This is a genomic window from Flavobacterium aquatile LMG 4008 = ATCC 11947, assembly GCF_000757385.1.
GTDB lineage: Bacteria > Bacteroidota > Bacteroidia > Flavobacteriales > Flavobacteriaceae > Flavobacterium > Flavobacterium aquatile.
The window spans coordinates 119623-137516 of the sequence record NZ_JRHH01000001.1 but is presented as its reverse complement, the minus strand read 5'-3'; the positions used below and the strand labels follow the sequence as shown (position 1 = coordinate 137516).

Below are 17894 nucleotides of genomic sequence, written 5' to 3'. Positions count from 1 at the left end.
ACTAGAAAAAGCATGTGTTACTATACTCAACAAGGAAAAACTGCTGGTGAATTAACCGATTATTTAGGTAGAAATGTAGATGATCATGAAAATATTTTCACATCGGATTTTATAAATGGTTTTAGCCATCCGAATTTACCAATCATATTAGATACTAAACCCGATATCATAACCACCAATTACACTTGGGGTTTGCTTCCAACAAATAGAGATAAAGATTTTAGGAAAAGTACACTAAATGCAAGGGTTGAAACTCTTGAAGATAAACCGTCTTTTGCACCTTCTATAAATAACCGTTGTTTGGTTTTAGTCACTGCTTATTATGATTGGCATTGGAACGATCCATCTGGGAAATCAAAAACAAAGTATCAGATAAATTCTCAAATTGACGAGGTGTTTTTTCTTGCAGGAATATATAACAGTTGGCAGGATAAAGCAGGTCAGATTTGGAATACCTACAGTATTGTAACTACAGAAGCCAATCAAATGATGAAGTACATTCACAATCGAAAAGAAGCTGATGATGACCAAAGAATGCCTATTGTAATAAAAAACACCGATGAAAAAGCGTGGCTGGATTCCAAAAATCCACCGTTAGATTTTGCATTTCCCAATTATCAACCGAGTATTATTGGATTTCAAAAAGTTTAGGTATTGATTTTAGCTTTAACCTCTCGTAACTCTTGACGCATTTCCATCATTAAAGATGTTAGGTTGTCTGTTGAAAAATCAGACTTGCGGTCGGTACGACCTATGTTGCATTCATACTCCCAAATCTCTAGAATATCGGATGCTTTTACTTCATAAGGTTCGTAAAAAGTATTATCGGAATTTAACATCAACGAATTTTTACCGTTCTTATTCAAACGTTTATAAATGATGCCATTATCTTTAGTGATTACTATATACGTCTTACCATCAAGCACATCGCCCAATTTTTCAATATAACGACCCACAATTATAGAACCATCTTCGTGAGGTGGCATTGAATCGCCTTCTACTGGAAAACCTCTGTGCTTTCCTGGTCCAAGAAAAGGAAGTGAAATTTGTTGTAATGATTCTATATATTCAGGGTCAGCATAACCACTCAAGTAACCTGCTTTGGCTTTTTGTGTTACTACTTCAATTAAATTATTACCATATGAATCCACAGTAATGGGAAGTAATACTCTGTTGTTTTCCAACTTCAATAAATCGCCTACAGGTATTTTTCTTACGTCTACCGAAAGCAACAAATCAATACTCATTGCAAAATATCTTGATAAAGCCATCAGTGTTTCTGGTGGTGGAAAGTTCTTTCCATCTTCATATTTAGCATATCTAGGACGCGGAATACCAACAGAATCCGCAACCACTTGCTGCGAAACATCTTTCTTGATGCGAAGGTATTTGATGTTTTCTGAATATAATGACATAAGTTAATGTGCGTATTTATCACAACAAATATAAAAATTATTGTGCGTATTCGTCCTAATTTTGTAAAATAATTTCTAATTTAAATACAAAAATCAAATGGCAAGGGCAATTGTGCACATGGATATGGATACTTTCTTTGTGTCTTGTGAACGACTCACCAACAGTTCTTTAAACGGAATTCCACTAATTATTGGCGGTGGCGACCGTGGTGTTGTAGCTTCGTGTTCGTATGAAGCGAGGAAATTTGGAGTTCGTTCTGCTATGCCCATTCGAATGGCGATGAAATTATGTCCCCAAGCCAAAATCATTCGTGGCGATATGGATTTGTATTCGAAATTATCAGCCAATGTTACCCAAGTTATTGAAGAAAAAGCGCCTATTGTAGAGAAAGCTAGCATCGACGAACATTATCTTGATATTACTGGTATGGATAAGTTCTATGGTTGCTATAAATGGACTGAAGAACTGGCTCAGAAAGTTATGAAAGAGGTTGGTTTGCCTATTAGTTTTGCACTTTCAGTAAACAAAACCGTTTGCAAAATTGCAACAGGCGAAGGAAAACCAAGAGGTAATTTAGAAATAACCGAAAATAATGTTCGTTCCTTTTTAAATCCTTTGTCGATTCAAAAAATACCTATGGTAGGTGAAGTCACTTTTCAATTGCTTACTCGAATTGGAATTAGAAACATCCAAACCTTATCGGAAATGCCACCCGAAATTCTCCAACAAATGATTGGCAAAAACGGAGTGGAATTATGGAAAAAAGCTAACGGAATCGATAACAATCCTGTAGAACCTTACAAAGAAAGAAAATCACTTTCAACAGAACGAACCTTTATTCAAGACACCATTGACATTCCGGTTATGAAATCGATTCTTGTTGGAATGGTAGAAAAATTGGCTTTTCAATTGCGGTCGGAGCAATGGCTAACCTCAACTGTTGTGGTCAAAATTAAATATGCCAATTTCGATACCCAAACCAGACAAGTTGGAGTTTCTTACACCTCAGCCGATCATGTTTTGATAAAATCGGTTACGGAATTATTTGATAAATTATACGATAGAAGAATGCGCCTGAGAATGATAGGGATATCCTTTAAAGGACTTGTTCGCGGTACGTATCAAATTGATTTATTTGAAGATACTGTTGAAATGCTTTCGTTGTATGAAGCCTTAGACAAAATGAAAAAACGCTTTGGATTTGATGCTGTTGGAAGAGCTGATACCATCCTAAAAAACAATTTATAAATGTACCTTAATTGCCATTCTTATCATAGCCTTCGTTACGGTACCATTCCGTTAGAGGATTTAATTGCACAAGCCGTGGAATTGAATATTACGGCTATGGCATTGACTGATATTAATACTGTTACAGGAATTTATGAGTTTATAAAGGAGTGCAAAAATGTAAACATTAAACCTTTAGTAGGCATTGATTTTAGGGATAACAACCAACTTAAATACATTGGTATAGCTACTCATTTTAAAGGTGTTGGTGAAATGAATCGCTTTAGAACCCAACACAATTTTGAGCAAACGCTTCTTCCACTAAAAGCACCCCATTTTGAAAATGTAATTTGCATTTATCCGATAGATAACATTCCAGAAGCATTATCTGATAATGAATATATCGGCATAACTTCGGAACAATTAATTAAATTGTATGATGCTCAATTACTAGCTAAAATTTCTAAAATGGTTATTCTACAACCAGTGACTTTTAGAACTAAAAAGGAATTTAATTTGCATAAAATTCTACGTGCTATTGACAACAACATCATTCTCTCTAAATTAACCGAAAGTGATTATTGCAGTACATCAGAAATAATGATTTCTGAAAAAGAACTACTAAAAAATTTTAGTGATTATCCTGAAATAATTGAAAATACTTTAAAGGTTGTTGACACATGCAATGTCGAATTTGAATTTGAAACTCCAAGAAATAAAAAATTCTACACCAACAATCAAGAAAGTGATATCGCGCTGTTGACCAATTTGGCGAAGCAAGGTTTGAAATGGCGTTATGGCGATTACAATAGTCAAGCACAACAACGTGTTGAGAAGGAATTAAAAGTCATTAACGAATTAAAATTTAGTGGCTATTTTTTGATGACTTGGGATATCATCCGATACAGCAACAGTTGTGGATTTCTGCACATCGGTCGTGGAAGTGGTGCCAATAGCATCGTGAGTTATTGCCTTGGTATAACTGATATTTGTCCGATCGAATTGGATTTGTATTTCGAACGATTTTTAAATGTCAACCGAAAAAGTCCACCCGATTTCGACATTGATTGGTCTTGGAAAGAACGCGATACTATTCTAGAATATATTTTTAACCGATATGGCGCGGAACATGTTGCTTTTTGCGGAACAAACGTTGAATTTAAATACCGATCGATTTTTCGCGAGGTTGGAAAAGTATTCGGATTACCAAAAGAAGAATTGGATGTTTTAGCAAAAAATCCGATGAGTTTGCACGATGGGAATAAAATTGTAAAACTGGTGCAAGAATACGGAATGCTACTCGAAAAATACCCAAACCAAAGAAGTATGCATTCTTGCGGCATCATAATTTCTGAAGAACCCATTACCAATTTTTCAGTATTAGAAATGCCTCCTAAAGGATTTCCAATCGTACTATTTGACATGCATGTTGCAGAAGATATCGGATTTGAAAAATTTGATATTTTAAGTCAGCGTGGCATCGGACACATCGATGATACCGTGAAACTCATTGAAAAAAATCGAGGTATAAAAGTCAACATTCGAGATACTTCCATTTCCAAAAATGAAGCCTTAGCCAATAGTTATTTGAGCATCGGAAAAACAATTGGTTGCTTTTACATCGAAAGTCCTGCTATGCGCGGATTGTTAAGACGATTAAAATGCAATGATTACATTACTTTGGTTGCTGCTTCATCCATTATTCGTCCTGGTGTAGCGCAATCGGGCATGATGAAGGAATATATTTTCAGACATAATAATCCCGACAAGTTTGAGTATTTTCATGATGTTTTTAAAGAGCAATTGGGCGAAACCTATGGCATTATGGTGTATCAAGAAGATGTGATAAAAATAGCCTTGCATTATGGTGGTTTGCCAGCTGCCGATGGTGATATTTTACGCCGTGCCATGAGTGGAAAAGGTCGTTCGAAAGCGGCATTGCAAAAAGTAAAAGATCATTTTTTCGAATGTTGTAAAACTCAAGGTCATCCAGAGAAATTGAGCACCGAAATTTACAGACAAATCGAATCTTTTGCAGGCTATTCTTTTTGTAAAGCACACTCTGCTTCGTATGCTGTGGAGAGTTATCAGAGTTTGTATTTGAAGGTGTATTATCCAGTCGAATTTATGGTAGCTGTAATCAATAATCAAGGCGGATTTTATCGCACCGAAGTCTATATCCATGAAGCTAAAATGTCTGGTGGCATCATTAATAATCCATGTGTGAACAATAGTAATTATGAAACTACTTTGTACGGTATCGAAATCTATTTGGGATTCATGCATTTGGAAGGATTAGAATCTAGAATTGCTCAATTTATTGTAAAAGAACGTGAAACCAATGGCAATTATTTGTCTTTGGAAGATTTTATAAATCGGGTTCCCATTGGTATTGAAAGCATTCAAACCCTTATTTTTATTGGTGCTTTTCGATTTACTGGACAATCCAAAAATCAATTATTGGTAAAGGCTCGACTAATCATGGTCAATTTCAAACCAGAAGATAGAAGTTGGACGTTACTGCAACAACCGATCAAAGAATACACCTTACCTATTTTGCAACGTTCCGATTATGAAGATGCTTTTGATGAAATTGAATTACTCGGATTTCCAGTGTCATGTTCTCCTTTTGATTTGCTTCAAACCAAATTCAGAGGTGATGTTTTGGCTAAAGATTTATTGAAGTACCACAAAAATACCATTCGGATGCTGGCTTATTTGATTTCAAGAAAGCAAGTGCCTACCAAAATGGGTACAATGTATTTTGGTACTTGGATTGATGCGGAAGGTGCTTTTTTCGATACAGCGCATTTTGCCGATTGTCTAAAAAAATATCCGTTTCAAGGTGGCGGATGTTATATGTTATTGGGTCAGGTGGAAGTTGATTTTCATTTTCCCACAATAACCATTACCAAAATGGCCAAAATGCCTTTTATTGCCGATCCAAGGTATTCCAATTCTAAAGATAGAGAATTTAAAACACAGCAAAATTTAAAAGAAGATGTGAGTAGTACACAACGTCAACCTTATCCGCAAGAACATGAGATTAATTTGCCTAGACAAAGGATGGGATCGAGCTAAAAATCATACTATAATTAAGAGAGTAACGTTAAACAAGCAATGAAAAAACAAGAATACGCAATAGTAGATATCGAAACCACCGGAGGAAATGCCAGTGGCAGTCGCATTACAGAAATTGCCATCATCATTCACGACGGAAAAAAGATAGTAGAACGTTGGGAAACCTTGGTTAATCCGCAAAAAGAAATTCCACCTGCTATTTTTGCCCTTACCGGAATCACTAACGAAATGGTTGGCACTGCTCCTATCTTCGATTTAATTTGCGATAAAGTTTTGGAGTTGCTAAAAGACAGAGTGTTTGTAGCTCACAACGTGAATTTTGATTACTCTTTTATCAGAAACGAACTTGAATTGGCTGGATTCAAATGGACCGCAAGAAAGTTATGTACCGTTCGTGCTGCCAGAAAAATCAAACCTGGATTGCCGTCTTACAGTTTGGGTAGATTATGTAATTCTTTAGACATTCCGTTAGAAAATGCACACCGTGCTGGTGGCGATGCCAATACAACAGCCATTTTATTCAGTAGATTGTTGGAATGGGACGATGCCAAGGTTATCGAAACGATGATTAAAAAAACGGCAACCGACCAGCGTTTGCCACCACATTTACCACCCAACGATTTTGATGCTTTACCCGAAAAAATAGGTGTGTATTATTTTTATGACCAGTTCAAAAAAGTAATTTACGTTGGGAAGGCAGTTAACATTAAAAAGCGAGTTGCTTCTCATTTCAGTGGACATAAAACAACTGCACAGCGACAAAATTTTTTGCGAGATGTCTACGGCATTTCTTTTGAGGTTTGCGCCACAGAATTAATCGCATTACTCCTCGAATGTACTGAAATTAAAAAGTTATGGCCCATTTATAACAGAGCATTAAAGCGATTTGAGTTCAATTATGGACTCTATGAGTATGAATCTAGAAGTGGTTACCGCTATCTAGCTGTTGGCAAGCTCAGTAAAGGGCAATCTTGTATTGAATCGTTCAATAATTTGCACACCGCCATCAATGCCTTAATGCAACTAAAAGAGCAATTTACTATTGACTACCGATTTTGCAACTTCGGAATTCCAGAACTACCTCAAGCCATTAAAAATGAATTAGAAATTCTACCCGATGTCGATTCTCATAATGAACTAATAGAAAATGCGCTAAACCATCTAGTTTCCAAAAGAGAAAGTTTTGCCATAATTGATAAAGGAAGAACCCAAGAGGAAAAAAGTGTTGTTTATGTTGAAAACGGTCATTTTTATGGAATGGGCTATTTGAGTTCCGACATCATTATCAATGAAATCACTGAATTAAAAGAACATGTGTTGCGTTATTCAAGTAACCAATACATTATGCAGTTGATAACAGCTTTTGCAGATAAATATACTTATAAAGTTTTATCAATTTCTCAATCATTGAAAAAACAATCGATTAAAGTTAATTTTTAAAATTTTCCCAAAACCAATTCTTATTTATTCCACTTTTTATAATCTCCTTTTCGAATGCACTCGATAGCGAGTCTATATCTTTTATAAGTGCTATACTCTTCTTCCCAATTGCTGAGAATTCGTTTTGCCTCAAGTAAATTTTTAATTCTATCGGGCAGTTCGCTTCTAAAAGTATTTTCTCCTTCCATGTATCGAATAATTCGATCTCCAAAGTTTTTGTATTCTCCCTCCAAAGATTTTTCTTTGAGTTCAAAGTTGTTTCTAACTCTTCTTTCTTCTTTTCGAAAATATTCTTCAATTGATTTATTTTTTTTTCTAAATTCTTCTGGTAAGGAATCAATTCTTGTTCTAATACTTCGGTAATTTGCTGTATATTTTGATTGTTCGTCTCTTTTAAGTTGTTTAAATTCTGACTCAATTCTTCTCCTACTTGATTCAGAATTATTTCTGATTGAAGTTCTTCTTCTTTCAATTCCTTCAATTTCTCTTTGTAAGTTTCCTGTAGTTTGTTCAATTGTTCCAAACTTTTTTCCGACGCTTTCATTAGATTCAATTGTTGACTCCATGCCAATTGTTTCTGCTCTAAGATTTCTTTCATTTGATTCAAGCTCTCTACTTTTTTTACGGTATCTTTCTTCCAATTTTCCAAAATTTTCATTTTGGATTCTTTTAGCTGCATCAAACTGTTGTTGTAATTTGTTGTTTTCTGCTCCAAGAATTGCTTCATATTCTTCTTGCTCTCTTTCAATCGTTTCGAGCGTATCTTTATGTCTTGCTCTAACTCTTTCTCGTATTGCATTTCGTAATTCTTCGTGTCGTTCTCTATGGACTGTTGTATTTCTCTTAACTCTTGATAATTCTTGTTCAAGTTGGAAAACATTGTCTCTGTATCGTTGACCGACCAAACACTTTTCAATTGCTCGTATAAGATTTCCAATTTCGCTTTTTCTGCATTCAAAAGATTCTCCGAAAAGCTTTGCTTCGTGTTCATCAGATGATAATACCTGCGCTCTATCTCGTTTGGAAAGCTGTATGAAGTTAGTGCGTTCTTGCTCATTGTTGTAAACCCATTGGGTGTAATTTGATGTATCTAAACTTTTTTTAATATTCTCTTCTGAATCTTTTGGAATTTTAATTTGAATGGTATCAATCCCTAACCGTTTTAGTTTAACTTTCTTTTCATCATTAATTTTATGTGAAACAACTATCTCTAATAATAAAATTGGTTCGTCTTTTGCATTGAAAAAAGTTAAGTCTGGTCTTATTAATAAATTCCGTTCTTCAATATCTGGATTTTTACCCCATCTAACTTTGCCATCATCATCTTCATAGAAAGTTAGTTCCGCTCTAACATGATCTGCCTCTAAAAACTTGGATTCTTCAATTAATACTTTAGTTTTTCCATCTTGAGCATATGAATAAAGACTAGGTACTTTTATTCTTTTAGTAAATTGGAGTATTTCAATGGCTAATTTATGCCTGTATTCTTCATTACTGAATGTACATTTTCTTTCAATATTGACATCTTTAGCAACGTGTCTGAAATATTTTTTTCTATGTTCAACAGTTCCATGAACGGCTTGCATTTCATGACCACAACCAATACACCAATAGCCTTTTTGACCACTTGCAACATCAAGAATATAAACATGTTTGCCAAATTTATCTTTGGCATATTCGTTTTGTTCTATTGTTGAATTCTTTTGCATTATATTGTTTTGGTTTCAATTTTAATTAAATCAAGATTTTCAAAGCATTCATCTGAATCAAAAAATAAAACAAAAGCTTTTTTGCCAACATTTTTTGAAGAAGGATAAATGATTCCATCAATTTTATTATCCAATTCTTCTGAAAATGGATACCTAAAATATTCAGTTACAATCTGTGTAGGGACATATTCAATATGCTCTTTACCATCTTTCTCAATTTTTTTTGCTAAATCATTTATAAATAAATTTAAAAACTGAGAAATATAATAGTACTGTTGTTTATCTCTATCAAAAATACTTACATGTTCAAGTTTTGAAAAATCAATTACATTAATTACCTTTTTCGTTTTAAAAATCCCAGTTGAAATATATTTAGCAGTCTTATTATTTCTATCAATTGTTTCTTTTATTGCTGTATCTTCGTCGAATGAACCATAAAACATTGAAATACCTGCGGGACTCATTCTATTTGAATATATAGCTTTGTCTTTTGGTGTGGATGCCAAATCAATAAATGATTTAACATCAGTAACTAGTTCATGTTGTCTAACTCTATATAATTCTTCATTTATTGTTAAGGTATTCAATAAATTTAATGGTTTTACAGCACCACTGATATCTTGAAAAATATCAAAAGGATGACGATTATCTTCTTCTGTTTTGTATTTATTTGACTTTGTGAATAAATATCTATTTTTATGCTTAACAACATTTTTAAATAGGCTCCAATTATCTTCTAATAGTTCACCTTCAGTTGACCAATAATCATATCTAGTTGACCAAACAATATCCGCTATTCCATTTGAAATATCGTCTTGTAAATTATTATCATCTATTTCTAATAGCTGTTCTATTAATTCATTATTAGTGTATGTATTTCCCAAGTAACCACCCTCTCTTGAATCATATGACATCCAATTAGCTGCATCTTCATATTGAAATCTAACACCAAATAATATTTCTTCCATTAAATCTCTAAAAGAAACTACTTTTCTTTTCTTATTACAATAATAACACTTCTCTTTTGTATCACTTTTTTTTATAAACTCTCTTATTGCATAATCATCAATATGATCTGAACACACAAAAGTGTCTTTTATATAACCAAAATCATAATCATTATCCTCTAACATCATTTGTTTTGCCTGTCCCATAATTAAAAAACACTTGGAGTATTAGAATCTGGTTTAACATTAGGCTCTGTTATTTTTAAAATCATTGGCATTGGAAAATCTACACCTGTAAGCATTGCTTCTCCTGAACTTAATATTGGTAAAAATGATAAAGCACTTTTGTTAGCATCGGAACAAGCAAACTCAATTGCTTCTCTATCTTGCTGATTAATTAATCGATGTACAACAAATGTTCCCATTTGGCTTAAAACACCTCTTGGAATGTCTCTAGGCATTTGTGTAGAAATAACAAGAAACAACCCAAACTTTCTACACTCTTTTGCAATTCTATCAAAAGCATCTAGTTCAACTTCAATAGAATATTCATCTTTAATTTTCTTGTTTAAAAACAAATGCGCTTCATCTAAAAATAGCAAAAGACTTTTCTTGGTTACTGCTTTAAATTGTTCACCTAGTGCTTTCTCTAATAAAAATCGACCAATAGAATTAACTAAAATTTCTCTTAATTTGTTTTCTGTTGAAACATTTGAAACAGATAGAATTAAAACATTTTCATCTTTACTTACAATGAATTTGTCAAATACCTTTTCAAATTCATTATCACAAGACAAATGGAGTTCATTCTTAAAATCAAAAACATTTAAAAAGGATTTATCATTGGTTGTTAATAATATTCTTGAAATTAATGATTGGCAATTATTTCTTGCAGGATTATCAATTCCTCCACCATCAAGAACACATTCGCTTAATACCTGAGCAGATAATGCTGGCATTTCAAAACTACAATGATTAGAATAAACATCTGTATTATTTTTACATGCTGCAATATATTTAAGGTTTTCTGTAGTAGACCTTTTTTTTACCGTTGTATACCCATGTTCTGAACTAATATTGAAAGTTTCGTTTTTAATTAAATCATCTGTTGGGCCTAATGGCAAAGTTTTAGAATTAACAATTTCAACTAACCTTAAACTTTTCATTGCCTCTTGTAACTTTGGTAATTGTGATTGTTGAGAAGGTCTGAAAAGAGCAAATAAATCTGTTTCTCTTAGTTTTTTATAATTAAAATAAATTCCATCATTTGAAATTTCATTAAACTTATGATATCTAACTTTAGTAGATTTTAATGTTTCATATTCGCCAGTTGCATCAATTAATATTGCTTTCCCATTTTGTGCAACTACTTGTTCAATTAATTTAGCAACTGTCCAACTTTTCCCACCACCAGTAGTTCCTACTACGGCACAATGTCTACCAAATAAAGCTTGTGATGAAACATCAATTTTATGATTTTCATTATCAGGCAAACTTGCTAAAGGAATAGTTATTGGCTTAACTCCATCTTTCACACCAAATTCAGTAAGTAATGACCCTAAAAATTCATTAGAGCATAAATATACTTTTGCACTAACAGGAGGTAATTGATCTAACCCTTTTTTTGCTTTTAGTTTATAGTTATCAAAACAAAGAAGTATTTCTACTTTTCCAGTTGGATGAAAAATTTCTTTTTCAAATTTAGCTTCTGTTAACTCTAACCTTTCTTTTTCAGGCAGAGAAATTTCTGTTATTTTTCCCAAAAATCCTACACCAGTTCCTTCTATAATAACGTATTTACCTGTAATTGCATGATAGCCTTTGTCTGCATTAAAAAATTTCTTTAATAATACAGATGAAGGAAAATGAACTCTTGTTTGTAATGGAGAAACCATTGAAACAAAACCGATAAATCTACTTTCTGAATATGGATTCATTTATTTTTTAGATTTTAAAGCTTTAGCAATTTCTTCAATGATATCATTTCTTTTATGAGCCTTGTTTGTAGGATATTCTTTTGCAAAATCTTCAAATTTTTCAGCTACAAGAGTAATGTGGCTATAATTTTCAGCAATTGTATTTAACTCATTTTGATATTCATTACCATTTGGTATAACTGAAGGATAACTAAATGCTAAAACATTTAACGAAGGATTTTGTTTCAAAGACTCTAATATTACAGATGATATATGTTTATCAACAAAACTAAAACCTATAGATATTAATAATGTATTTTCAGTTCTTAAAGATTGTTGAAAACGTGCCATCATTTCAAAATAAGGTTGCTCATAAGAATGCTCATATTTGCTATCTTGTGGAAAAATCATAACCCTATCTTCTGTTTTAGTTGGGACTTTGTCGCTTTGGATTATTTGATTATCTATTTTTATCCAATCCAATGATCCATGCATTTTAAATAAATAAAAAAGTTTTGAGATAGTGCTATCTTTTTTATCTTGTCTGTTGTGTCTGGTTTCTATAATGTCATAATCAAAATACTTTCCATTAAATTCTCTAGGATTGGAAAATGTAAAGCCATCAATTACAGTAAATTTTTCTTCGCTTGCAGCTTGTTCAAATAATGTATCATAATTTAGCGTAAAAAGTTTTACTCGAGGATATTTTTGAGGTCTTAAAGTCACTTTGTTTAAAAATTTTCCATGTGGTGAATTATCAGGTAAATCAATAGAACATTTTTTAACAATAAACGCTTTAACTTTTTCAATTTCGCCTTTTAAGGAATCGTTATTCACAATATTATAAATTCCAGATTTTGACAATAAAGCTTCTAAATCTTTTTCTGCTTTATTATGCCCTGTTTTTGTTATTAATTTTGATAAAGATGCTGAATCTTCTTTTTCAAAGTCATCCCATAAACCAGACATAATTAAACCTTTATTTGTTTTTCCAATTTCAACTGATGAGCCTGCACCAGATAGAATAACAATATTTTCTATCTCACTATATTGATTTTGAAGAAGATTAACATAAAAATCTCTTTTTTCTTTTTCAACATATTCAATTAAAGACAATTTGTTTCCAGTAATTTCTAATTTAGGATCACCATCTTTAATTGTTTCTCCATTAATTTTACAAGAAGTTATTTTTTTGGTTGAATAATCACCTTCAACTTCAATTGTTTTTTTAATGTTTTTTAATATTGTAGTCATTTACTTTAATTTATTGTTAATGTAATGCTTAACTCCACTGTAAAAGAATTTTGGTTTTCTTTTACCAAAAAATACTTCATACCTTTCTTTTAATTCCTTCGTAGATTTTTTATTACTTGGACCTCTTGTTACAACTTCAATTTCAGCGTCTTCTCTAATCATTCTAGAAAGAAGTTGACGCATTTCAAAATCCGCTTGGGGTAGTGAGTAACCTATAAAAACAATTTTGGTTGCCTCAGACAATTCTACACCTGCATTTTGCCAAATTAATTTATATTGTGGGTTTGAAAAGTCTTTTAAAAATGTCGGCATTATTAAATTTGAAATAAGAATATGTGAGTCATGAGTACCAAAATTTGAGTGACAATGTCTACACTTTACCTTTTGTTTGAATTGACTAACAACAAGTTTTTCATTAAAGTTGATATATACTCTTAAACATCTCGGGCATTGTAGCCAGTTATATGAGCCGTGCAATTTTAATAATTTTATATTAAAACCACCTTGCCCTAATATTTCTAATCCTGGTTTAATGTTATGATTATGCTCATCATGTGAACTTATATGACAACAATAATCAACTACAGCTTTTTTTTGTGTTTGTTGGATATAATTGTTAATTAATTGATTTAAAGAATTATCCAGTAAAATATCCCAATTTGTACTTATTACTGCAACTTTATCTGTATCTGGATTTTTATAACCTAAATCTTTTCTATCAATACAATTATCAAATAAATGCTTTGCAAATTTATTTATATACTCTTTTTCTACATTATGGGTAAGTAACTCTTTCAAAGTCAATCCAATTAAGTAGTATACAATTTCTCTAATTTCTTTAACTTTTACTACATCTAAATTTCTGAAACTTATATTATCAGCAATACATCTGTCTAATGGAGTAAAAATATCTTCTAAAGGAATACTAGAGTGTAAATCTTCTTGGATATACATTGTTTCATTTAAAAATAATTTAAACTGCTCAATTTTATTTTGATCGAATAAATAGGATTTTGAACTATTTAATTTAAAAATTTCCTCAACAATATTACTTTGAAGAGGAGCTCCTGCATCAATAGAAAATCCTGCACCTAATATAAAAACCGTTTTATGCTTCATATTCATTATTTATTATTAGCTCTTGATAAATAGAAATTTAAAAATAGTACTCCAAAAATTAACATTGAGAAACTTTGGAAAGTAGCTAACCCTCTTCCTTCATGTGTCGGGACAATATCACCATAGCCAATAGTTAATGAACTAATAAAGCTAAAGTAAATAGCGTCATAAGCTTTGGTTATAATTTCAAGCTTTCCGTCAACAGATTGTTGAATTGCTTTATTCGCTAAATAAAGTATTGCAAAATCATAGTTTAATGTAATGTAATCAATAATTATTAATATTAGATTTCTTTTGTTGGAATGAGGTTTTGAAAACACTTCCTCGCTAAAAACTAAATTTCCGGTATAAAAAAGAGTTTCTAAAATCATCCACATTGACCAAAAGTTTATGATTTTAAAGCCAAGAATTGTTGTTGTAGAATTATAAAATCCAAAAATTAAAATAATAATTGCAATAATCAATTTTAATACGACCTGTAACTCTACTCCCAAATGTTTATGAAGTTTCCCTTTTCTACCAAAAAATGCTCTTACATAAATGCCTGGGAAAAAAAATTGTGAAATGATTAAAATTAATTTTAAAAATCTTTCAATTCCAATAGAATTAGACTTTCCATTTTCAATATTATTCCAAATTCGCTTTGCATTATTCCATTGATGGCAAATAACACCTTCTTTATGCTCTAGTGGTTGTTCTTTTAAATTTGAAATCAATATTTTTTTAAGGAAACTTCTAAAACTCATTATTGAAAAATTTACCGATTTTCTTTTATATCCATTAATAACAATAAAATAGAATATCTCTAATTTATTTAGAAAAACCGTTTTATTATAAACTAAATAACCTTTTTATCTTTGACAACAGTGAATGGCTTTACTTGAATAAAACTCAAATTTACCAAAATTAATATAATTTAACGAGAATTTACCACGTATTTATACCTGTTTTATAAAAGTAAAAAAAACATTTTGTATTGATCTGCGGTTTTCCATATTTTGAAAAAATAAAATTATTTTTCTATTAGAATATAAACTTCGGTAATAAAAATTTAATGCAATTAAACAGTAAATACAAAAAAGGAAAGCATTATTGCTAGAAAAAAAAATTACTATTGATTTAATAGCAAATAAGTGATTTTTAATAGATAAATTAATTTTTCAATATTAGAAAAATTAGTATCGTTTTTATAGATAAGGGATACTAATTTTCATAACAAAACAATATTCTATTTTTAGTTTGCTTTACTAATACTTTAATAGAAAAATAATAGGTAATAATAAAAAATAATAGGAAAAGGAAATACAAATTTAATACCGTTTGCTTTTTATTTACTTTAATAAGAAAACGAATTATTTAATAGATAGTTTTTTGAAAATTATTGATAGAATTGTTACTATTTTTTCTATTAATTACTACTCTTTTTAATTACCGGATAAGTAATAGTCGTTTTGGTACTTCATCTTGATTTATTTGCTAGACGTTAATTTTCGATAGAATAGTTATTCTTTAAAAATAGCGTTATTTAATTTTTAAAGCAAAAGCATAAACATTAAATTGGTTTTATTGCATTTTAAAATTTTTTGAAACGTTTTGAAGCATCTAGAAACTCTTTAAAATGTTAAATTGAAATTATTTTAAAATAGATTGGTCAATAACGGAATTATAAATTTTGGTAGTGGAAAATCGCCAATTCCAAAAAGAACTTAAGAATATTTTATTTTGCGGACAACAATGCAATAATAAAATGTTTACAAATTTATTTTCAAAATTAGATTTTATCTTCTAAAACTTTTTCCATTTACATGGATGATATTTGAAAAACCTAATATTCTGTCACAAGCTCTTTCACCATATTTGTCTTTTAATTGTTGAATTGACATTTCCGTGCTATCGGGATAATTTTCATCAAGATTTGAAGATATTATAGTTTTGACCTTATTTTCATCCCTTAAATAGATAAGTTCATTTATCAAATTTGTTTTTCCATAATTATTTGCCAGATCTTCCGCTTTTACATCGTCAATACAAAAAAAACCTTTTGAATATTTATTGTAAAAATCATTTTTTTGATAAGAATTTTGAAGTCCTTCAAATTCTGTTTTCAATTTTATTGAACTAATAATTTTAAAATGATAATCTTTGTTATGATTACAATACTTGTAAAATATATGTGAAAAAGTTTTTAATAAACATGTTTTACCGATGCCAGTATTTCCCATAATAAATAGTCCTTTGTGTAATGATGGGTTGTTGTACTTATTGTTTAGTATTGGGGAATTGTAAAAATTATCTTTGCTATAAAAATAATAAAGAAGTGTGTAATAGTAATATTTCCAGTCATTAGTTTTTATTAGTTCAGTATTATTGAATAAACTAAATTCTTCTCTAAAAATTTTATCAAATCCTTTCATATCAAGAATATCGCAGGACTCTTTTAAAAGTAATGGTTTTTTTTTGGCGCATGCAAGTTCGTTTTTTCTGTTTTTTATATCTTCTATAATTTTATTTAAACGCTCCATTTTATCTGTTTTTTAGAAATGATACTTGTTTTTTATTGGCGTTATTGTAGAACTTCCAATTTGAAAGTCTACTACTTAAATTCCAAAATTTCTCATCTTCAAATCGCAGCCGCCCAGTGTGAATATCTTCTTCTGTCCAATAATTAAAAAAGGAAATTAAAGCTTCTGAAGAAATCATATTTTTATGTTTATCAAGCTCAGCTTGAAATATATCTTTCTTTTCTATATTATTTTTTTCTTTTTTTTCTTTATTAGTTGTTGTTATTTGATAGTTATTTGCTGGTTTGTCGATTGTTTTGAGTTTAGTAGTTGGTTTGTTACTAAAATTAAATTCAAGCGTAAAAACTTCAGAATTATTGACTTTTATTAAAATAAATCGGTTTGTTGGTTTCAAACTTATATAGCCAGTATCTTTCAACTTAATCAAAGCAGTTCTTACAGATTGGATTGAAATACCTATTTCTATGTGTAATTTTTCAACCGATGTCACAAATTCACCAACATTTATTTCAATTCCTTGCCAATTATTTCGTTTAAAATTCGCTTTAAGTAGAATGTGGATATATAATCTGCAAACATTGGAATCATTATACCATTGCCAATCTAAAATGTTTTTAGATAATTTTATAAATCCTTTTTCATAAATATTTTCACTAGCCATTATTCTAACTATTTAAATTTCTTTTTCTATTTATGTAATGATTTCTAATTGAAATTACTAAAGCCACAATTACAATTGTAATTATTGAATTCTTTAAAAATGAGTTTTGCCATTTAATTTTTGAAACATTTTCTATTTCAATAAGAGTTAATTGACTTTCTGGTATAATATTGATGTTTTGCAAATCTGGATCGATCATAGCTTTGAAATTAAATAGTTGTTTTCATCAATTTTTTCGAAGGATGTATCGTACAAGGCATACGTGTATCCTGTTTTAGCTTTATTCGCAGTTAGATTTGTAAAATATTTAAAATCAAATCCTCTTCCTTTGAGAAATTCTCTATGAACTGTTGCTGATTTGTTTTTGTCAAGCAACTCTTTGCAAATTTTATAGTTAATAATCAACTGGTTATTAGTTGATTTTAACTCATTTCTTAATTTGTTATTAATGGAGTTATGATAGCTGATTCTGTTTTTTTTAGAAGCAAATACCTGATTGTTTCTTTTGGGGTGGAATTCTTCCCCAGAATGTAAACACTTTCTGATTTCTAAGTTTTTATTCATGACTATAGAGTTTTAAATTGGTTACTAAAAAATGTTAA

15 protein-coding genes are annotated in these 17894 nt (G+C 30.6%); 4 read left to right on the top strand and 11 right to left on the bottom strand.

Annotated elements, in window-relative coordinates; translation table 11 throughout:
• The first annotated feature begins 12 nt into the window (after nt 1-12).
• Nucleotides 13-651, top strand: coding sequence for an SOS response-associated peptidase (locus LG45_RS00655; RefSeq protein ID WP_035123424.1), 639 nt, complete (start codon nt 13-15; stop codon nt 649-651).
• Here the strand turns inward: LG45_RS00655 and LG45_RS00650 are convergent.
• Nucleotides 648-1415, bottom strand: a complete 768-nt coding sequence (locus LG45_RS00650) for an XRE family transcriptional regulator (RefSeq protein WP_035123422.1) — start codon at nt 1413-1415, stop codon at nt 648-650. The two genes, LG45_RS00655 and LG45_RS00650, sit on opposite strands and share 4 nt — an antisense overlap.
• A gap of 97 nt (nt 1416-1512) precedes the next feature.
• Between LG45_RS00650 and dinB the strand changes: the two genes are divergently transcribed.
• The 3 genes from dinB to LG45_RS00635 are packed head-to-tail and all read left to right on the top strand — an operon-like array spanning nt 1513 to nt 7164.
• Complete coding sequence (gene dinB / locus LG45_RS00645) at nt 1513-2664, top strand: DNA polymerase IV (protein ID WP_035123420.1); 1152 nt, start codon at nt 1513-1515, stop codon at nt 2662-2664.
• Nucleotides 2665-5724 (top strand): DNA polymerase III subunit alpha, encoded by a 3060-nt coding sequence (locus LG45_RS00640; protein ID WP_035123418.1) that lies wholly within the window; start codon nt 2665-2667, stop codon nt 5722-5724.
• A 39-nt stretch (nt 5725-5763) separates the two neighbouring features.
• Nucleotides 5764-7164 carry an exonuclease domain-containing protein gene (locus LG45_RS00635; protein ID WP_035123416.1) on the top strand — a complete coding sequence of 467 codons (1401 nt, stop codon included), beginning with the start codon at nt 5764-5766 and terminating at the stop codon, nt 7162-7164.
• Between the two features lie 20 nt (nt 7165-7184).
• On the opposite strand, the gene LG45_RS00630 is transcribed toward LG45_RS00635, so the two are convergent.
• From LG45_RS00630 to LG45_RS00585, 10 genes are all read right to left on the bottom strand, one after another.
• On the bottom strand, nt 7185-8873 hold the full coding sequence (locus LG45_RS00630) for a hypothetical protein (RefSeq protein WP_035123414.1): 1689 nt from the start codon (nt 8871-8873) through the stop codon (nt 7185-7187).
• Entirely contained in the window at nt 8873-10027 is a 1155-nt protein-coding gene (locus LG45_RS00625; RefSeq protein ID WP_035123412.1) for a HEPN-associated N-terminal domain-containing protein, read from the bottom strand. Before LG45_RS00625 ends, LG45_RS00630 begins: the two co-directional genes overlap by 1 nt.
• A gap of 2 nt (nt 10028-10029) precedes the next feature.
• Nucleotides 10030-11757 carry an ATP-binding protein gene (locus LG45_RS00620; RefSeq protein WP_035123410.1) on the bottom strand — a complete coding sequence of 576 codons (1728 nt, stop codon included), beginning with the start codon at nt 11755-11757 and terminating at the stop codon, nt 10030-10032.
• Entirely contained in the window at nt 11758-12990 is a 1233-nt protein-coding gene (locus LG45_RS00615) for an SIR2 family protein (protein ID WP_052087426.1), read from the bottom strand.
• Nucleotides 12991-14109: a hypothetical protein gene (locus LG45_RS00610; protein ID WP_035124224.1), complete on the bottom strand. Its 1119-nt coding sequence runs from the start codon at nt 14107-14109 to the stop codon at nt 12991-12993.
• A gap of 5 nt (nt 14110-14114) precedes the next feature.
• Entirely contained in the window at nt 14115-14825 is a 711-nt protein-coding gene (locus tag LG45_RS00605) for a potassium channel family protein (RefSeq protein WP_165570781.1), read from the bottom strand.
• Nucleotides 14826-15887: 1062 nt separating this feature from the next.
• Entirely contained in the window at nt 15888-16631 is a 744-nt protein-coding gene (locus LG45_RS00600) for a P-loop NTPase family protein (protein WP_035123406.1), read from the bottom strand.
• Nucleotide 16632: 1 nt separating this feature from the next.
• Nucleotides 16633-17292 carry a hypothetical protein gene (locus LG45_RS00595; protein WP_035123404.1) on the bottom strand — a complete coding sequence of 220 codons (660 nt, stop codon included), beginning with the start codon at nt 17290-17292 and terminating at the stop codon, nt 16633-16635.
• A gap of 4 nt (nt 17293-17296) precedes the next feature.
• Nucleotides 17297-17491 (bottom strand): hypothetical protein, encoded by a 195-nt coding sequence (locus tag LG45_RS00590; protein WP_035123402.1) that lies wholly within the window; start codon nt 17489-17491, stop codon nt 17297-17299.
• On the bottom strand, nt 17488-17856 hold the full coding sequence (locus LG45_RS00585) for a hypothetical protein (protein ID WP_035123400.1): 369 nt from the start codon (nt 17854-17856) through the stop codon (nt 17488-17490). Before LG45_RS00585 ends, LG45_RS00590 begins: the two co-directional genes overlap by 4 nt.
• Between the last annotated feature and the right edge of the window lie 38 nt (nt 17857-17894).